The 19,467-nt window shown below is 50.0% G+C and carries 15 protein-coding genes; 10 read left to right on the plus strand and 5 right to left on the minus strand.

Annotation, left to right across the window (positions count from 1 at the left end):
- Positions 1-371 precede the first annotated feature (371 nt).
- The 5 genes from LZ24_RS15675 to LZ24_RS15695 form a co-directional block, all read right to left on the minus strand.
- Positions 372-1,667, minus strand: a complete 1,296-nt coding sequence (locus LZ24_RS15675; protein WP_222427673.1) for a glycerophosphodiester phosphodiesterase family protein — start codon at positions 1,665-1,667, stop codon at positions 372-374.
- 36 nt (positions 1,668-1,703) lie between these two features.
- A complete protein-coding gene (locus tag LZ24_RS15680; RefSeq protein WP_222427674.1) occupies positions 1,704-3,440 on the minus strand; it encodes a carbon starvation CstA family protein in 1,737 nt (578 codons plus the stop codon).
- A gap of 293 nt (positions 3,441-3,733) precedes the next feature.
- Entirely contained in the window at positions 3,734-5,467 is a 1,734-nt protein-coding gene (locus LZ24_RS15685; protein WP_186443205.1) for a uracil-xanthine permease family protein, read from the minus strand.
- 274 nt (positions 5,468-5,741) lie between these two features.
- The gene (locus tag LZ24_RS15690; RefSeq protein WP_144686668.1) at positions 5,742-9,128 is read right to left on the minus strand and encodes a S8 family serine peptidase; all 3,387 of its coding nucleotides are present in this window, start codon (positions 9,126-9,128) and stop codon (positions 5,742-5,744) included.
- A gap of 233 nt (positions 9,129-9,361) precedes the next feature.
- Positions 9,362-9,850: an Lcl C-terminal domain-containing protein gene (locus LZ24_RS15695; RefSeq protein ID WP_144686669.1), complete on the minus strand. Its 489-nt coding sequence runs from the start codon at positions 9,848-9,850 to the stop codon at positions 9,362-9,364.
- 667 nt (positions 9,851-10,517) lie between these two features.
- On the opposite strand from LZ24_RS15695, the gene LZ24_RS15700 reads away from it, so the two are divergent.
- The 10 genes from LZ24_RS15700 to LZ24_RS15740 all read left to right on the plus strand — a co-directional run.
- Positions 10,518-10,997, plus strand: a complete 480-nt coding sequence (locus LZ24_RS15700) for a hypothetical protein (protein ID WP_144686670.1) — start codon at positions 10,518-10,520, stop codon at positions 10,995-10,997.
- Positions 10,998-11,448: 451 nt separating this feature from the next.
- Positions 11,449-13,083 (plus strand): apolipoprotein N-acyltransferase, encoded by a 1,635-nt coding sequence (gene lnt, locus LZ24_RS15705; protein ID WP_144686671.1) that lies wholly within the window; start codon positions 11,449-11,451, stop codon positions 13,081-13,083.
- A gap of 413 nt (positions 13,084-13,496) precedes the next feature.
- Positions 13,497-14,729: an NADH:flavin oxidoreductase/NADH oxidase family protein gene (locus LZ24_RS15710; RefSeq protein ID WP_144686672.1), complete on the plus strand. Its 1,233-nt coding sequence runs from the start codon at positions 13,497-13,499 to the stop codon at positions 14,727-14,729.
- A 72-nt stretch (positions 14,730-14,801) separates the two neighbouring features.
- Positions 14,802-15,554, plus strand: a complete 753-nt coding sequence (locus tag LZ24_RS15715) for an enoyl-CoA hydratase/isomerase family protein (protein ID WP_144686673.1) — start codon at positions 14,802-14,804, stop codon at positions 15,552-15,554.
- Positions 15,555-15,599: 45 nt separating this feature from the next.
- Positions 15,600-15,749, plus strand: coding sequence for a hypothetical protein (locus LZ24_RS17380; protein WP_186443206.1), 150 nt, complete (start codon positions 15,600-15,602; stop codon positions 15,747-15,749).
- 111 nt (positions 15,750-15,860) lie between these two features.
- The gene (locus LZ24_RS15720; protein ID WP_144686674.1) at positions 15,861-16,448 is read left to right on the plus strand and encodes a restriction endonuclease subunit S; all 588 of its coding nucleotides are present in this window, start codon (positions 15,861-15,863) and stop codon (positions 16,446-16,448) included.
- Positions 16,448-16,852, plus strand: coding sequence for a GxxExxY protein (locus tag LZ24_RS15725; RefSeq protein ID WP_144686675.1), 405 nt, complete (start codon positions 16,448-16,450; stop codon positions 16,850-16,852). Before LZ24_RS15720 ends, LZ24_RS15725 begins: the two co-directional genes overlap by 1 nt.
- A 57-nt stretch (positions 16,853-16,909) precedes the next feature.
- Positions 16,910-18,499 (plus strand): type I restriction-modification system subunit M, encoded by a 1,590-nt coding sequence (locus LZ24_RS15730; protein ID WP_246118619.1) that lies wholly within the window; start codon positions 16,910-16,912, stop codon positions 18,497-18,499.
- An 83-nt stretch (positions 18,500-18,582) separates the two neighbouring features.
- Complete coding sequence (gene dinD / locus LZ24_RS15735) at positions 18,583-19,146, plus strand: DNA damage-inducible protein D (protein WP_246118620.1); 564 nt, start codon at positions 18,583-18,585, stop codon at positions 19,144-19,146.
- A 21-nt stretch (positions 19,147-19,167) separates the two neighbouring features.
- The coding region (locus tag LZ24_RS15740) for a GIY-YIG nuclease family protein (protein ID WP_222427675.1) at positions 19,168-19,467 on the plus strand (300 nt) is incomplete at its 3' end.

The raw sequence follows: 19,467 nt of genomic DNA on the forward strand, positions 1-19,467 counted from the left end.
CCGAGCAGGGTTGCCGCCGGAAGCGAAGCCCATTGCAAAACCACTGCCAAAACAGCGGATACGAAGATCAGAGCGGACCAGATAAACATTTTACGGATATATACCATATGGATTTCCTGCGACCGGGGCCGCCCCTTTTTCAAAAACAATCGTTTTAAACCATGCAGATTCAGACAAAGCCCCTCCTGCGTCGCAGGTTCCTCATGATTTTTCAAGGTCCAGAGCAAAAAAAGCCCCCCCCGAATGAATCTTAAGGACCTGCTACAAAGGCAGCGGACTGGGTGCCCTTTTTCTGGTCAATCGGGCTTGATTTTACAAGCCCCTTCCTTCAGGGATGGGTCATTGACAATGCCAGACAGTTTCCTTTCTCCTTACCAGCCATAGGCAGTGAAAATCTCTTCCAGCCCTGCATGGAGGGTTTTTCCATAGAACCGGAGAAGCACATCGGGCCTGTTGGTAAACATACCATCCACTCCGCTTGCATTGGCTCTGGCCATATCCACGGTTTCATCAAGGGTATAGGCATGGACCAGCATACCCATGTCATGGGCAGTCTCATTAAACCATGGATCGATGAGGTCCATGTAGCTCTGATCCCCCTTTTCCGGATCATTGTATCCGGCCAGCCGGGTTCCGGGGCCAACGGCCAAAGCACCGTTATCCTTTGCCCATTTCAGCCACATCCTGTAGTTTTCTTCGGAAAGGATTTCCCATTTTGCACTGAACTGCGCATAGGTCTCCCCTTCTGCCTGATTCAGGGGTTCATCCTTTCTCAAAGGGCCATAGGTTTTGGCAAGATTGGCATCAGGGGCAAACTGATCCACCTTCTCACTTCCCCAGTCCATGGCTTCCTGTTTTGTGTACAGCCAGAGCAAAAAACATTTAGGCGTTTCCGGCATGTATTTATTGAGCAGCGGCAGGCTTTCCGGCTCAAAGGTCTGAAGGATGGTTCTGCCAGTGGTGAACTGCACGCCAACATTTTTCGCAGGATCAAATCCGGCGGGGGCCTTTTTTACAGAGGTGGCAAGCCAGCCTCTTTTTTTAAGAAGTTCGTAAAGATCCTTTTCTATACCGGGAAAAAAAGTGGCCACCTTTGTTTCGATGTAAAGTCCGGGCCTGTTGCCATTGTCGTTGGGGTCCGGCTGGCCATTGGCAAGCTTTCCCTCTGCGATGTTGATGACTTCCTCCAGTGTGGAAATTTTTGCGTTCACAAAGGAGCTTCTGGCTCTGCCGGGAAACCTGTCATTAAACCAGGAGCCAGCGTCAAGGCTCTTCAGCTCTGCAAGGGTAAAATCGCTCATCCGGTTTTTGGCCCTGCCGGGAAAGACATCCAGAATATTGGATTTCTGGGAAAGATCATTGCAATGGGAAGCAATCAGAACGCCGTCTCTGGTTCTCTGGAGATCAATCTCCAGATATTCGGCCCCCATCTGCCGGGCAAGAATATAAGCCTGCTCCGTTGATTCCGGGGCGTAGTACGAAGCTCCCCTGTGGGCAATGACGGCCTTGTACGGCACACCGGCCCTGCTGCTGAAAATTTCTCCCCGGCCTGTCTTTGCCGTATCCTGCAATGCCTTTGTACCGACGGCTTCCCTGCTTCCCATGCAGCCCGTCATCAAAACCGCTGCGGTGATAAAAAAGGACATGCCCTGCAACAATCCCTTCATGGATACATTCCTCCTTTTTTAAGGAAATCAAACATTTCAAGGATGGGAAGAACGGAAGATTCTTCTCATCTCCGTAAACGCAACGGCCATGACAGCCAGTGCAAGCACCATCAGCAGGATAGCCGTAACAATAAGAGGCATCTTTCCCGCTGGAATATATTTGTCAAAAAGCATCACCCACAAAGCCCAGACCGTAGTGGCCAGCATCAGGATGGCAGGAATCAGGGTAAAGAGTGTCGGCTTTTTCCATTTGGCCAGCCAGACGGAGACCACAATCAGCCCGAGGGCTGCAAGGAGCTGGTTTGCGGCTCCGAATACTGGCCAGATCAGTGTAAAGGTATTGGTCCAGCTCAGCCAGAGCATCAGGCCTGCGGATAGTGCTGCATTGAAAATGTAGGACCGGAGAATGGCGGGGACTTTTTTGAACAGCACCGACCACAGCTCTTCAAAGAGATAGCGGTTGAGTCGAACGGCCGTATCCAGGGTGGTCACCACAAAACCTTCAACCATGAGAATTCCGAAAATGGTCCCGAAAGCCACCGGCAATCCAAAAGACATATGGAGAAGGGAGCCCATGCTCAGGGCAAAGGCAAGGATGGGGTTGGACGGTCCTGATTCCGGCCAGACAATCTGCATATAAGAATCAAAGGAGAGACCGGCAGCAAGGGTCAGCAAAACAACCATCGCAAAAACGCCCTCTAAAACCATTCCACCGTATCCTGTCTTCCGGGCATCGGATTCAAGGCGGATCTGCTTGGAGACGGTGCCTCCGGCCACCAGCGAATGAAAGCCGGAGATGGCACCACAGGCAACGGTAATGAAAAGAAAGGGCCAGATCATCCCCAGTTTCATGTTCCCCTGCGCCACATTCAAGGCAGGAGCCTGCGTTGTTACACCCTTGAGACCGGCCACAACAATACCCGCCAGCAACAAAAAAATACCCGCATAGAGAATAAAGGAGTTCATGAAATCACGGGGCTGCAGAAGGGTCCAGACCGGGGCACCGCAGGCGATCACCACATACACCGTGAGAATGATCATCCAGGTATGCATGCCAACGGATACGGGAAAAAAAATGCCGAAGACAACGGACATACTCACAATGATAATCGCCACGGGTGTGACAATGGCAGAACGGACATTTCTGCGATAAAGCATCCAGCCAATGAGGGGGGCAAATATTGTCAGAATAATCACCGATGTGGATGCAATCCCACCAATTTTAGCCCTCTCGATGCCATCGGCACCCACAATGGTCTGAAGAAAACCGGAGCCGCTGATCTTCATCTCCGCCAGAGGCACGAGAGAGGTCAGCGCCGTTGCACTAAGGCCCAGAAATGCCGATGTGACAAGAAGGATCATCACCGTTGTAAAGGCAATGAAAAGAAAAAACCCGGCCCTTCCCAAGGTCGAACGGGAAACCTCGGCCATGGAACGCCCCTTTTCACGGAGACTGGTGAAAAGGCAGGTGTAATCATGGACGGCTCCAAAAAAAATCGTTCCCAGAAGAAGCCAGAGCCAGACAGGAATGACACCAAACAGCATGGCCACCGTGGGACCAACAATGGGTCCGGCACCGGCAATGGAGGCAAAGTGGTGGGAGAATGCAATGCCCGTCCGGGTCGGAACATAATCCCTTCCATCCTCCATGGCCATTGCCGGAGTTGGATTTTCGTCATTCTCATCGAAAATACGGGCAATCATCCTGCCGTAAAACAGATAGCCTGCACCCAGAAATGCCAGACCAGCCAGAAGAAGCACGAGAATATTCACAGGCAGCGCCTTTAAGTGAAAAAAGAATTATTGATCATACAAAAGGTGCGCCCCATAATGACCAGTGCCCCCCTCGTCCAGCAACACTGGCATGAATAATTGCAACCGCTATGCCAGAATAAAAAATACCCCTTTACCGGAAAAAAGTTTCAAAAAAATCCAGCCAACCGCCAAAACAATTGCCATGTGCCCATAAAGTTATCGTTTGTCACATAAAGAACATTATAATGGAAAGAAAGCATGCAGACACAAAAAAGACATGAGGTCTGTGTACAAAGTTCTGCAACAAGCGTTCAGGAAAGCTCGATCACAAAGGAAATATAGGTATATCCGGAGATGTGGATATGCTGCACATCCTTTGCCATTCTGGAAAGGATCAGAAGACCGATCCGATCCAGCTCCGCCTCCGTGGCATTGATGCCCGTGAAAGGCCGCATCCCCTGATCAACCTCATCCACGGTTTCACCGATAATCACCTCCACAAACACACCTTCTTCCCAGAGCCGGACAGAAAAAAGACACTTTCTATCCGATTCTCCAGCATATTCGATGAGGTGGGAAAAGGTCTCTTCACAGCAGAGCCGCAGGCGTAAAAAGACCTCATCTCCCATCCGGAAACGGCCCTTCAGCTTCTCAAGCCCTTCTAAAAGCGTTGGCATGGCAGCAGGCGCAGGTGTCAGGTGCAGGGCCATACCCGGTCTGGGAAAAAGATACAGCAGGGTGCTGAAAAAAATGGCAACAAACCCGCCCATGGCCACCCCGTTCTGAAGAATGGGCGAAAGATCCACGGGCATGATGGAGGGAAAGAAATTCCGTGTTTCCGCCATCAGTCCGGCACAGAGGGAAATCCCCAGAATGAGACCCATCTGAAAGGAAAGACCCGAGCGCATAACTAACCCGAACCCCGCATAAAACAGCATGGCGCAGATGGGTACAAGCATACCACCGATCACGGCGGAAGGAGCATCCAGAAGAAAGCCGGACACCTTGGGCATGAAGGCCAGCACAAAGAGAATCAACGCCCCCATGAGGCCCACCCGTGCTGAAGTTACACGGGTCATTTTAAGAAGCGGAATATTGTCGCAGAAGGTGGCCACGGGTGCGCCTCCGGCAAGGCCGGAGAGCCCCTTGGCCAGTCCGTCGGCATACAGCCCGTTCTGAATACAGGTATAATCCACCTTTCTGAAGCCTTTTACGGAAATCTGCTGCAAGAGCATGATATTGCCCGTTCCCTCCATGGCGCTGACCAGTGCCGCAATAAAAAAAGCGCCTGCGAGGGGTAGCCAGGCCATCTGAAAATCCAGTGCCAGACCCGGCCACCGGGCCTCAGGCAGTCCGAACCAGGGCGCATGGCGAACATGCTCTAAAGTGAGAAGTCCCAGAAAAGAGGCCGCAAGACAACCTGCCCCAATGCCCAGAAGCGGCGTCCAGAGACGAAGCCTGTGACTGCCGAAAAGCATAAAAATCACAAGAACGCCCATGGTCACAAGCCCCACAAGGTAGTTCTGGGAAGAACCGAAATGGGGCTGGGAAGAATCGCCCCCCTGCCAGAGTTCAATGGCAATGGGCATGAGGCTTAAGGCCACGAGGATGATCAGCACCCCCCCGACAGCCGGAGTGACGATGTGACGCAGAAAACGCAGAAAATAAGAATAAAGAAACACCACAGGTGCAGACAGAAGGGTCATGGTGGCAAGGAGCGGCAGGCCCCCCATGTCCACGGCCATGAGGGTGCAGGCGAGAAAGGCGGAGTAGGAACCCATGAAAAGCACATGACCGCTGCCCAGATTTTTCGGACTGAAGGCCTGAAGAAAGGTACCAAAGGCGGCCACCAGCAGGGTGGCGAAGGTGACAAAGGCTACCTGATCCGCAGGTGTTCCCGTGGCCTTGCCTATCATGTTGGGCAAAAAAATAATGCCGTCAAAAATAAGGGACACATGGATCAGCCCAAGGAAAAAAGAGAGCGCCCACCCCGGCTCTCCCATTCCTGCCCTGCCATCCTCCCGGCTTTCATACAAGTGCTTCATGCTGCTCCCCCTCCCCCATGCTCTCTGCCATAGCGGAACCATTTTTTTTAAGAGCATCCCGCAGACTAAAAATCAGGATAGTCTGCACCCAGAAATACCAGACCAGCCAGAAAAAGCACGAGAATATGCACCGGTAGGGCCTTTAGGCGAAAGATATTGCTTCAGTAAGCGGACTGTAATTATTCAGCAGGTTTCCCATCTTCCTCTGTCCGCCGGGCAAAGGTTTCTGTGACTGAAAGAGAGAGGGAATAAGCATGTCTACTCTGCAAAAACGTCAAAAACCCGCTACCAGCTCACGAATAAAGCAACCCGATGAAGAACCTGAAGAGGATCCGGGGGCGGGTTTTTCTTCCTTATCAAGACAACGGGTAATATTTACATCCAGACTTCCGATGGTATGATTACCCAAACTGTCCACAACCTCCGCACGCAGGGTATAGGGGCCGCACTTTTCATAGACATAACCAATCATGGGTGACCCGTAAGGTCCCTGATACTCTTTTCCGTCTCCCATATCCCAACGGACGGATACGGGCTCAACGCCCTCCGTATCCGAAGAGTACGCCAGATCAAAACGGCTCATTTCCATATGATTTTCATAGTCGCCTGAAATATCCCTGATGGTAATATCCGATTGATCAAGGGCCCAGCTGAATATTCCACGGAGAAAAAACTCCCTTGACATAGCACCGGTATCATTATTAATCCCCTCCAGCCCCATGGAAGAAGCCACCATTATCCCCGGATGAATAAGGGCGGGCTTTTCAAGGGTAAGAAGATCCTTTGCAACCTGCACCAGATAACCATTCCCTGCGGCAGTTCTGCCGGGGTAACGTACAATACCTTCACTGAACGCATCCATATTTCTCTGATTGGCAGCCCCGTCTCCGCCTTCGCGAAGATCCAGAAAAATGCCCCTGAATGCAGGGGGGACATCTTCAGAAGCAATCACAGGAAGTTCCGGCAGATGGCCCTCCGTAAGGCTATCGGAAATCACCTCCACCTGAAACCTTGTGTAAAAGGAGGACGAAGCACTCAGAACAGAGGAAAACATATTCTGGCCCATGGCAATCACCAGACCACCGCCATTGACATATTCCATAAGGCGATCCAGATCACCGCGCACAAGGGTTTCTTCACGGCTGTCCCCGGAAAAAAGGAGGACCGCTTCATAGGCTGCAAGAACAGCTGCTTCCGGAAGCTGCAAACCTTCTGCATCCGGATTCACATCCAGTACATCATAGGTTTTCTCAAGGGAATTCAGGGCATTGATATAATATCTTCTGTAATCTTCAAGGTTTTCATCAAAGGAGCTGCCGTCCATATCCAGAAGAAGTATTTTTTTACCGCTGCCACGGGCTTCCTGAACCCTTGCCCATACGGGAAAATGAACCCGGTGCGTGTCACTTTCCAGCAGAACATATCCCTGATGATCACCGGCTGCGCCCTGCCCATCAAAGCGCACATTGATGGCGGCCGTGCCAAAGGCTGGCAAAGTCACGGATAAAGGCTCCACATGAAAACCATCTAAGGGACGGACGGCATCAAAGCCGTCACCCGTATAAATGGTACTGACATGATAGGTTTTTTCTTCTGGTAAAATACTACGCAGAGAAAGGGATCGTGTTTTTTCCCCTGTCTTTTCAACAATCCCGAAACCAAGGGACGGGGGCGTGAGAATAACTCCGGGATCCACGGCCTTTGCCAGATTCACCCTTCCAGCTCCCATATCCAGGGGCTGGGCAGGTTTACCGTCGTGGGTATAGATATCCATAAACTTTGCCGTGGACATCAGAGCCGATTTAATATCTCCATTGGACCATAGGGGGTAACGCTGTTTTAAAAGAGCCGCAGCTCCGGCTATATGGGGGGCAGCCATGGATGTCCCGGAAATCTGACCAAAACTTAAGTGTCTTTCTTCACCCTCTGCAAGGGGACCATATCCCTGAGAAAGAATATTCACACCAGGAGCCATAATATCCGGTTTCAGCGTATACCCTACCCCGGGTCCTCGGCTGCTGAATTTGGCAACTTCATCGGGACTGTTACCCAGCTGATAGGGTGTAAAATCAAAAACCAGTTCAGAGTTCTCTTTATGACGATCATACCAGCTTTCAAGGGTCTTTCCATGGGACTCACCCGTAAAAACAGCAAAGGTGCCTATTTCATCACAGTTTTCCATATAGCAGGAAAGATTAAAGATATTTTCGCCATTATTATTATAGATAACCACAAAATCAGCACCAGCCCTGTGAGCATTCAGAACTTTATCATCAAAATTGCACCCTCCCCTTTTTACCACGGTGGCCAGCCCCTCAAAGGGCTTTCCTTCAAAGGGTTCGCAGGCTGTCACATTATCCGGTGCCACACTTGCTGCTGTCTTGAAAAAATATCTGCTTCTGGAACCCAGAGAAGGAACATTACCATAATCTGAAATGCCAGCCTCCAGCTTCAGGTCTTCTTCCGGAACAGGTAAGGGCCCGGCTATGGCAATGGTTCCAACGACAATACTGCCACCGGTGGTACTGGCCGCAACACTGATATATTCTTCCGAAGGATAATCCGTGGTTCCTTTATATGGCCCGCTGTTCCCTGCGGCCATGACTACAAAAAGGCCCGCCCGCCAGGCGTTGAGTAAAGCCGTATCCATAGGATCATATTCACCACCCGTGCTGAAAGGCCCTTCGCCCCAGGAACAGTTCACCACATCCGCTCCGTCCCTCACCATATCCTCCAGTGCGGCAATGCCTTCGGGAGTCTCAAAGGTACTGAGACCCTCCATGCTCTGATAGAATACCTTATAGCTCATAACCCAGGCCGCAGGGGCCACCCCGCTGATTTCAAAGGTGCTGCCAAAAAAATCTGCCTGAACAACATTCCCCACAGCCGTTCCTGCCGTATGCACTCCATGGGACCCCCCCTCAGATCCGGGCCATGGATCCAGATCCCCGGCAGCAGGAGGATCTCCGGGCCGGTAATAAACCCTTGAAGCAATGATTTTCCCATTGTTGTTGGCCTTTAAGCCCAGCCCGCCGTCGGGGTAATCCGCAGGGTAGGAAAAACCTGCCGGATCAAACATGGGAGCATCCCTGTGAACACCGGTATCCATACTGGCAACCCGGATACCCTTACCAGCCTTCAACCTGCCACCGATGACGGGATCTTGCCAAAGGGCAGGGGCATTAATAAGATCCAGACTTTTATACATGGAAGGGCTGTAGGATTTTACCGGATGTACGGCTTTCACACCCGGTACTTTTTTCAGCCTTTCCCTGACAGTATTGATATCTTCCCCATTGGTTTCGATGGTAAAACCGTTAAAAAGAACACTGTACCTGTGCTCCCGCATACGGTTTTCCTCATCCCGGAAAGTGGCCATCCTCACGCCGGATACAGCCGTTCTCATACTGGTGAGAACCTTATCCTGCCGGGCATTTATGGCAGAAAGATAACTCCGGGTTTCTGCCTGCTGAAAATTCAGGCGGCCCTTGGACATCACACCGGGATTTTGGCTGCCCCACCGGGCAAGGGGAGCATCTTCCAGTTCCACAATCAGCCTGTGACTGTCTGCCCGGACAATGGCCGGGAACAGAAAAATGGCCCACAGAATCAGACAAGCCAAAACCCTTACAGAATTATCCCAGATGATCTTTTTCGCCATTACGGCCTCCTTTTTATCCGATAAGCATCGTCCTGCTGCTGGCAGCGGGTCTTCTGACCCTGGGAAAGCATAAAAACGCCATCAACTTTAGCACCAACAAAGCTGCCGGGTGTCAGTCAGTCTGTCTGTCAGTGTCCATATAAAAACCGTAAAACCTTTCTTTTATTGACACCCCCCCTTTTCCCTTGTGACTTCATGGAAAATCAGCACTTGCTGGCCAAAAGCCAGAATCACTATCCGCCACGCACGAGGCGCGCCCGGTAGTTGCCAAGCTTACCGAGAATATCAGAACGGCCGCTGTCAAAAGAGAGAACCCTCGCATCATACTTCCCAACAGGCGAGGAAGACCAAAACCAGCCAGAACCTGGAAAGACCCCCTGGTCATAGGGTGCCAGAGTTCTCATCTCATCAATGGTCGGCAACCGGAATCCAGCCGAAGCTGTCACCCGTGTTGCATCCTGCCAGTTTCCCGTCCAGGTCGTTCCGCTACAGCTTGCACCTGTCCAGCTCTGACCATGGGGGCAACGCTGCCATTCAAGCCCTGTGTTATTGTCCCGGACAATGGAGCCACCGCTTCCTTCTACCTCCTGAAACCGGGGAGGCGGCTGGGGCTGCTGTGCCGCCTGAACGGTTCCGGCTACACAAAAAAATATTACCATTCCGAGAACAAGCACCAGATTTTTCTGGGGAAGCATCTGCCTCTGAAATATTTTTTCTTTCATCGCCTCTTCCTTTCTTAAGTAGTTTCATCCATTAAATTATTTCCTGATCCTTCACGGAACATTTCTATGGACAGTGTTATCTGGTAAAAATATTTTATTGCAAAACGGATACCAGAGAAACAATAGCGTATCCATATTGTGAAGAAGCTGTAACAGCTTTCAAAATGGCATCCATACTGGCAACATAATTGCCATATACCAACAAAACTGGCGGCAAAAAGGTTGCCTTTTCAATATTTAGTATGCTTACTGCCCGCAAGGACAGACATAGATACCCTGGTATGATCTTTGCAAAAAAAGTTTTTATGTAAGTCTGCATCTATCATAATGCTGTTTTTTAATTTCAGAATCAAAAGATTTTTATGGCAAAAGGGATTATTAAAGAAATATTTTAACAAAGGGTCATGATGAAATAATATGTTCATTAAAAGGGGTTTTTTAGAAAAAATCTTCAATTATTGTTGGAAATACGGATCTTTTATTTGCTGCAGACACTTACAGGTAACAGCTTCCCGGTTTCAGGAGGATACCGGTAATCAGGTTTTTTTTGCTTATTTATTCTGGTCATCCTTGCCATATGCCGACTACAGCAGCTATTTGCGGGGACGCAGTTTCGACGGTGTTGGTGTTAGTAAACTTAACAATACAACGAGGAGCTTGTGCAAATATGAAAAATTTATTCAAATGCCTGATTAAAAAGCGTCAAATGACATTTATTTTAATATCTCTGATGTTATGCAGTGGCGCCTGGGGGGAATGTCCCCCATATAAAGATTATTGCTGGCGCCCTGAAGAAGGCTGTCCGTACTCTAATCAACAATTGCAGCAGATGGCTAGTTGCTGCATTATCTATAACATAGAGTCAGACGCACTTAACAGATGGCAGAAGTGGAATATTCGCTATGAGGCAAGAGATAGTGGCAACTATATCATTTACAAATGCAGCAATATTGATTCCCACCAGGGGATCTTTGATTTTATCAATGTGCGTCGCAATGTGAAATGCAGCCAGATTGACTTCAATAATAACAACACGGGTAAAAAGGTTAGTGGTGCTGAAGTAAAAACTTATATTCACACCGATGGGGGGAGTCATGAGTTTTACTGCGGTTATCTGTGGGATTATTTCAAAATTTCTGTAAGGTGAGTTTTATGCCTCGTTAAAAAACGAAGCTTATATGACAGATGTTAAACGCCTCTTAAAATGTTTCTGATTTCTTTCCCCACCATCAGAACGTTTGATTCTGCCCTTTTAAAAAATATTTCAAAGCCATACATGGTGTCAGAACATCTCGGCAAAAAAACACACCAGACCATTTATTACCTGTCCATACGGGCAATGGTCTTAGAAAAAAACGAAAACGCCACCATCCTTAGCACCAACAAAGCAGTCGGATGCCAACAAACCTGCCATTTAAAAAATATATTGTAAAGCGCATATGGATAAACCATTTCGTATCATGGTATCTTTTTTGCAATATTTTCAGATGCCACAGTGATAATGGTTTAAAAATATCTTTTCAGTATTTTCAGGAAGATCCCATAAAAAGATCCTGTAAACAGCAAAAGAAGACACCATCGTGGGACAGGTATGAAACATGAGTTTTTTCCATGGATTCCCAATCCATTCCCTTTACCATACAAGTGATCTGCGCCATTGCCTTGCCCTGCTGCTGGCAGCGGGCCTTTTGGGTTTATCCCTGCCTTCCGGACCTTTGTTCTGGCTTCCCCTTGCAGCCCTTATCCCTTTTTTTCTGGCACTGAGGGGATGCCAGCCAGCAAAAGGATATGCTCTGGGATGGGCAGGCGGCAGCCTTTTCTGGCTGATCTCCACCTTCTGGATGTATAGCGGCTGCCGTGAACTCATGGGCTGGTCCGTACCCGCCTCACTCATTGCCACCCTGCTCTTTGTTTTGTATCAGGGCCTTCCTTACGGACTTGCGGGTCTTGTCTGCGGCATTGCCAACAGATATGGAAAAACCGCAGGCCCCTTTTTCACCGCAGGTATTTTCACCCTTTTCATTGCCATCTGGCCCGGACTCTGCCCCGGCAGTCCTGCCATAAGCCTTTATACATGGACCAGAGCCATCCAGATTGCAGACATCGGCGGCATGCATTTCGTTCTCTTTTTCATGTTGCTCTCCAATGCCTTTCTGGCGGAAATCCTGAGTCCTTCCCCATGTAAAGAAAAGATACGCAATTTCACGTTTTTTATTCTTCTGCTCTGCCTTGTACCGGGCTACGGCAGCCTGCGCCTTCATCAGCTGAAAACCCTGGAGATATCTCAATCTGAATCACATATAACGGTCCGTACCATACAGCCCAATATCCCATTCAAAACAGATTTTTTGAACAAAAATCTGCGGCAAAGCAATCATCCTGCTTTAATACAGCTAACAGAAAAATCTTCTCAGCATCTGACACCGCCGGATCTCATTCTCTGGCCGGAAGGCCCCGGTACTCCTGCCTGCGACAACCTGGATATGCAAGCCCTTGCCCGGACAGAAAAGACCAGCGGCAGCCCCATCCTCTTTACCTGCACAGAATATCATTATCGTTTGAAAGAACAGAAATCCCTGATAAACCCTGAGGGATCGGAAAGGCTTACGGCCGTTCCCATGCGGGAACTCACTGCCATGTACAACAGCATGGCCCTGCTGAAAAACGGACAGATCAAAGAATTTTATCGTAAAACAAGGCTGGTTCCATTTGGAGAAGCCACACCCTTTGGAGAGCACTTACCCATTTTAAAAAAACTTGTTGGAAAACCCTATGAATTCCATCGTGGACCCGGCCCGGCCCTGCTCTCTCTGCAAGGAAACCTGCAAGTACAACCCCTCATCTGCTTTGAAAGCGGTTTTCCGGATATCAGCCGTTCGGGTGTTGCCCTGGGGGCAGATGCCTTTGTCACCGTTGCCAATGACGGCTGGTTTGTGCATGAAAAAGCAGCAGAACTTCACCTTGGACTGGCACTTTTCAGGGCGGTGGAACAGCGGCGTCCCATGATCCGTGGCACCAATACGGGTATGGGCGCCCACATTGCTGCCACAGGCGAGATTAAAGACGGCACAAAAACTCCCATGGATCAGGCCACCTTCCGTCAGGCCAGCCTCCATGTTCCAGATGTGAAAACACCTTACCAGATGATGGGAAATATCTGGCTTTGGGTTTTAACATTCATTCTTATAATGACCCGGTATTCATCCCTCCGTAAAACGGCAGAATTCGTATAACGAAATTTCATCGGGCCAACAGCCCCCCCCTGCTCCACCCTGCGGCAGATATCAAGAAACTTTTTATTCACCTTACCCCCATGCAGGGTCATACGCAGAAATTCCTGATTCTGAATACCGGTAAGACGATTCAGACTGGCCGCCAGAAAACCCTGATCTGCCAGAAGGTCATGGAGGGTATCCGCTCCAAGATCTCTATGACAGTTTAAGCCCATGGGTAAACAAAAAAAAGGGTGAAGTGGTGATGCATAATGGAAAAAACTGGTATTTTCCAGAAATTGACAATCAGCGTATTCATATATTTTTTTAACCTGCACCTTCCTAAAGAGCAGGCTTTGTGCCATCGTCTCATGATAAAAGAAGCACTCACCCTCAGTATACAGACGGAACACTTCTCATAAAGGAGGAAGTATATGCCAGAAAGTACACAGGATATTTTGTTCCAACCCCTCACCCTGCCCTGCGGTCGCGTGGTAAAAAACCGCTTTTTCAAATCGGCCATGAGTGAAATCCTCGGAACCGAAGACAACCGCCCCACCGAAGCACTGGTAAATCTCTATAAAGGATGGGGTAAAGGCGGTACTGGAATCCTTGTGACCGGCAACGTCATGGTGGACAGAAAAGCTCTGGGAGAACCCCGCAATGTGGTCATGGATACGAAAGACGATCTGCCCATGCTCAGCTCATGGGCAGAGGCCGGTAAAAAAGAAGGCTCTGAAATATGGGTACAGCTGAATCATCCGGGAAAACAAAGCCCCAAAAACCTCTCGCCCAAACCCGTAGCCCCTTCGGCCATCCCCCTGCATCCGGGGCTTCAGCGTTTTTTTGCCAGGCCCAAGGCCCTTGAGGAGGGAGAAATTATGGGGATCATCGCGGCCTTTGCCAGATCCGCAGGAATAGCGAAAAAGGCCGGATTTACCGGCGTGCAGATACATGCAGCCCACGGTTATCTTGCCTCCCAGTTCCTTTCTCCTCTGCACAATCAGCGCAAGGATGCCTGGGGCGGGAGCCTTGAAAACCGCATGCGATTTCTCATGGAGGTGTACCGGGGCATCCGTAAAGAAGTGGGGCTGGATTTCCCCGTTGGGGTCAAACTCAATTCCGGGGATTTTCGCAAGGAGGGGTATCATCCGGAAGAGGCTGCCGAAGTAGCGGCCGCTCTGGCCGCAGAAGGACTGGATCTCCTGGAAATTTCCGGCGGCAGTTATGAAAAACCCGTCATGATGTCGGGTGTACCCGGCGGCAGCGAGGGCTATTTTCTTGAATATGCCCGCAAGGTGCGCCAGATGACGACTATCCCCCTTGTGGTCACCGGAGGATTCCGCACGGCTTCCGGCATGGTGGCGGCACTGGCCTCGGGCAATACGGATATGGTGGGGCTGGGCCGCCCCATGGTGCTGGACCCCAGCCTGCCCCTGCACATTGCCGGCGACAAAGGCATGGCATACAAAAGCTCTGTCACACCGAAATCCACGGGGATAGCCGCTGTGGACAACATCGCCATGCTGGAGATCACCTGGTATGAACGGCAGATGGGCTACCTCGCCAAAGGACAGAAACCAAGGCCCCATGAAAACGTCTGGGCGTCCATCATCAAAATGCTGCTGGCGGACGGCATTACCCGTTTCAGAAGACGGCGCTCATAGCGGATGACCCTGTAATTGAATGATAAACCCGAAAAAACAACTCTATAGAACTGCCAGAAAAGGGATACAGAAATGAACACACTTACGTACCAGCAGACAGGCCGCATCGGCTACCTCACCCTGAACCGGCCCGACAAATACAATGCCTTTGATCTGGAAATGGTGGATGAATTGGAGGCCTTTCTCCAGGCAAGGCGCTACGACAATGAAACGGGTGTCATCATTCTGGACGGCGGAGCCTCACGGGGCTTTTGCGCGGGCCTTGACGTGGAAACCTATGCCCCGGCCATCATGGCCATGAGTCCTGTGGATGCCTACAATGCCCAGGCCCGCATGAGCCGCCTCTTTCTTGCCATGCGCCGCATTCCCCAGCCCATCATCTCCTGTGTACACGGTGCGGCAGCGGGCATCGGCTTTTCCCTTGCCATGGCTTCCGATATCCGTATCCTAGCCGACAATGCCAGATTCTCCGCAGCCTACATCAACATCGGCCTTGGCGGTGCGGACATGTCCTCCAGCTATTTCCTGCCCCGGCTCATCGGCGCAGGCCGGGCCTATGAGTATCTTCTCACGGGCAACTGGATGGATGCGGACACGGCCATGGCTCTGGGCTTTGCCAGCCGGAAGGTGGAACGCAATGCCATGATCGAGACAGCCGAAGGCCTTGCCAAAACCATGATGGAAAAAAATTCCATGGGCATCCGCATGACCAAGGAAGCCATCAACGCCAACCTCGATGTGGGCGGACTGGAGGCGGCCCTTCAGATGGAAGACCGCAACCAGATGATGATTGCCTACACCTACCGCATGACACCCCCATCCTGAAGACTTTGGGAGTCTGATTCTGCCATGGCTTAAGACGTGTGAGCCATGGCAGACCGGCTCTTTCTTCCCCTCCCCGTTCAGGTAAAAATTCAAAACAAGAACCTGATCCTTCAGAAAATGCTTCTTCGGGTGACGGATGAGACGGGCAACCAGACTTCCCCCGCCTGGCCTCCCATGGCAACCCCGACATCATGATAAAAGCAGCAAAAATACAGAAACAGCATTCTTGCAAAACACCCGTTGACAAACCCCTTTTGCCTTCGTATATTTGCAGAAATAATATTACAGCATATTGAGGGGCGCTGAATGAAAATAAAAAAACTGGCAAGCGTGCAGATGGGATACTCCTTCAGATCCCGTCTCGAAGCCTCGAAAAACGGTACCGTTGCCGTTATTCAGATGAAGGATCTTCTGGATGACAACACGGTCGGCTGCGGTGATCTGGTAAAAATTAATATGGATGCCGTGAAAGAGCATCACCTCGCACGGAGGGGGGATCTGATATTCAGGTCTCGTGGTCTTGTAACCACTTCAGCAATACTTCTTGAAGATCCGGAGAAGGCCGTTGTTGCCGCTCCTCTACTAAGGATAAGGATAAGCAGACCGGAGAAGGTGCTGCCCGAGTACCTGAACTGGTACATCAGCCAGAGGGATGCGCAGATTTTTCTGACCAGCAGGGCCAAGGGCACGGTTCAGAAAATGATCAGCAAGCAGGCCATTGAAGATCTGGAGGTGGCACTGCCAACTCTGGAAAAACAAAAAAACATTGTAGAGCTGGCCTGTCTCCTGGCAAGGGAACAAACCCTGCTTCACAGGCTGGCAGAAAAGCGTGAACAATACATTTCAAGATTATTAATGCAGTTAGCAAAAGCGCCCACAGAAAGACCAAATTAATGAAACCACAGAACACACTGAATACACAGAAAGATTTTTTATTCAAGAACGAGAGCTACCTAATTCGAGGGGCTGCTTTTGAAGTGTACCGTGAAATGGGGTGTGGTTTTCTGGAGGCGGTTTATCAGGAATGTCTGGAGAAAGAACTCCGTAAACAGAATATCCCTTTTGTTGCACAACCCGCACTGGAATTGCTTTATAAAAATGAAAAACTTCAACAGATCTACAAGCCAGATTTTATTTGTTTTGACAAAATTATAGTTGAACTCAAGGCAGTCAAAGAAGTTTGCGAGATACACCGCGCTCAGCTACACAACTATCTGAAGGCAACCGGATTGCAGTTAGGATTTATCATCAACTTTGGCCATTATCCAAAAGCCACAATTGAGCGAATAGTCAAGTGACCAATTCCATGTCTGTGTATTCTGTGTATTCTGTGGTTTAAATCAAGGAGAAATATTATGAATAAAATAGAACAGAAAGACATCAACAACGCAGCATGGGCGGCCTGTGACACCTTCCGGGGCGTTGTTGATCCGGCGCAGTACAAAGACTACATCCTTGTGATGCTGTTTCTGAAATACATCTCCGATGTGTGGCAGGACCACTACGAAGAATACCGGAAACAGTATGGGGATGATGAGGTTCGTATCCAGCGGAAACTGGAGCGCGACCGTTTTGTTCTCCCCATGGTAAAACTCACCGAAAAAAATACGGAAACCGGCATCGATACGGTTCTGGATGAATTTCCCGCCACCTATTACAGCCTCTATGATCGCCGGTCCGCCGCCAACATCGGTGAGCTGATCAATATTGTGCTCGACCATATTGAAGAGAACAACAAAAGCAAACTCGAAGGGGTGTTCCGCAATATCGACTTTAACAGCGAGGCCAACCTCGGGCGGACAAAGGATCGCAATAAACGCCTGAAAACCCTGCTGGAAGATTTTAACAAGCCCCAGCTCAACATGAAGCCCAGCCTCGTGTCCGAAGATGTGATCGGCAATACCTACATCTATTTGATTGAACGCTTCGCCTCCGATTCCGGAAAAAAGGCCGGAGAGTTCTTTACCCCGCTGAAGGTGACCGAGCTGGTGGCCAGACTGGCAGGCCCCAAACCGGGCGACCGCATCTGTGACCCGGCCTGCGGATCGGGCGGCCTTCTGATTCAGGCAGCCAAAGAGGTGGCCCGTAATGCGGACAGCACTCAGGCAATGCGCAACTTTGCCCTTTTCGGACAGGAGTCCAACGGCAGCACATGGGCGCTCTGCCGCATGAACATGTTCCTGCACAGCTTCGACAGCGCCCGTGTCGAATGGTGCGACACCCTGAACAGCCCGCTCTTAGTGGAAAATGACCGGCTCATGAAGTTCAACTGTGTGGTGGCCAATCCGCCGTTCTCGCTGGACAAATGGGGTGCCGAAAATGCCGAGAGTGATCAGTACAACCGCTTCTGGCGTGGTGTCCCGCCCAAGAGCAAAGGTGACTGGGCCTTTATCAGCCACATGGTGGAAACCGCCCTTGAAAAGCAGGGCCGGGTTGCCGTGGTGGTTCCCCATGGCGTTCTGTTCCGGGGTGCGGCCGAAGGGCGTATCCGCCAGAAAATGATCGAGGAAAACCTGCTGGATGCCGTGATCGGCCTGCCGGGCAATCTCTTCCCCACCACCAACATTCCGGTGGCCATTCTGGTCTTTGACCGCTCCCGTGAAAAAGGCGGAGTCCGTGAAGATTGCAAAAACGTTTTCTTTATCGATGCCAGCCGGGAGTTTGTTTCCGGGAAAAACATGAACACCCTTTCGGATGCGCACATCGGCAAGATCATGGAGACCTACGCCGCCCGGGCGGAAGAAGAAAAATATGCCCATGTGGCCGAGTTTGCCGAGATTAAGGAAAACGACTTCAACCTCAACATTCCCCGCTATGTGGACACCTTTGAAGAGGAAGAGGAAATCGACATCGATGCGGTGCAGAAGGAAATTGATGCACTGGAAAAAGAGCTGGTGGAAGTCCGCAAGATGATGGCGGAAAAGCTTCAACAGATTCAAAGGTAACCAAGGATGGACACGAATCTGCACAGATTTAATCCATCCATTTTTCCGACGTCACGAAAATGGTCTTTGTGGAGGAATTGTAAATGAGCGGTAAAGATATTGAAAAACGCCATCATCGGACATTCGAGGAACTCAAACAGCTTACAGATAGCAACACTGAATTCTGGTATGCGAGGGATTTCCAAGCTGCACTTGATTACTCCAGTTGGGACAAATTTAAACGTTTTATTTTAAAAGCAATCTCTGCCTGTAAGAATTCTGGACAGGAATCTGCCAACCATTTTTCCCAAGTGGGAAAAATGGTCAAACTCGGATCAGGTAGCCAGCGGGAAATTGAAGATTATCAACTCTCCCGATATGCCTGTTACCTGATCGTCCAAAATGGCGACCCTTCCAAACCAGTCATAGCCAACGGACAAACCTATTTTGCCATCCAGACCCGTCGGCAGGAGCTGGCGGACGATGAGGCATTTCAAAGGCTTAAAGAGGATGAAAAACGCCTGTTTCTTCGCAATGAAATGAAGGAACACAACAAAAAACTGGTGGAAGCGGCGCAGCAGGCAGGCGTGGAATCCAACCTTGATTTTGCCATCTTTCAAAACCATGGCTACAAGGGACTTTATGGTGGACTGGACGCCAGAAAATGATAACGATGAAGAGGCTGAGTGATGGATAAAGGTTTTATGTACATTTTAAAATGTTCAGACGGGAGCTATTATACTGGAAGTACAAACAATATTGAACTCCGACTTGCCCAGCATCAAGCGGGCGAAGGATCGAACCACACAAGAAAAAGACTGCCCGTTGAACTGCTTTATATTGAAGAATACCAAAGGATTGATGAGGCGTTTTTCAGAGAAAAGCAGGTTCAGGGATGGAGCCGAAAAAAGAAGGAAGCCTTGATTGACGGTGCCTTCGAGAACCTCAGGCACCTTTCCGTGGCGTATCGTGACAAAAGGGGCTTCAAG

It is taken from the genome of Desulfobotulus alkaliphilus (genome assembly GCF_007830435.1).
GTDB classification, from domain to species: Bacteria; Desulfobacterota; Desulfobacteria; order Desulfobacterales; family ASO4-4; genus Desulfobotulus; species Desulfobotulus alkaliphilus.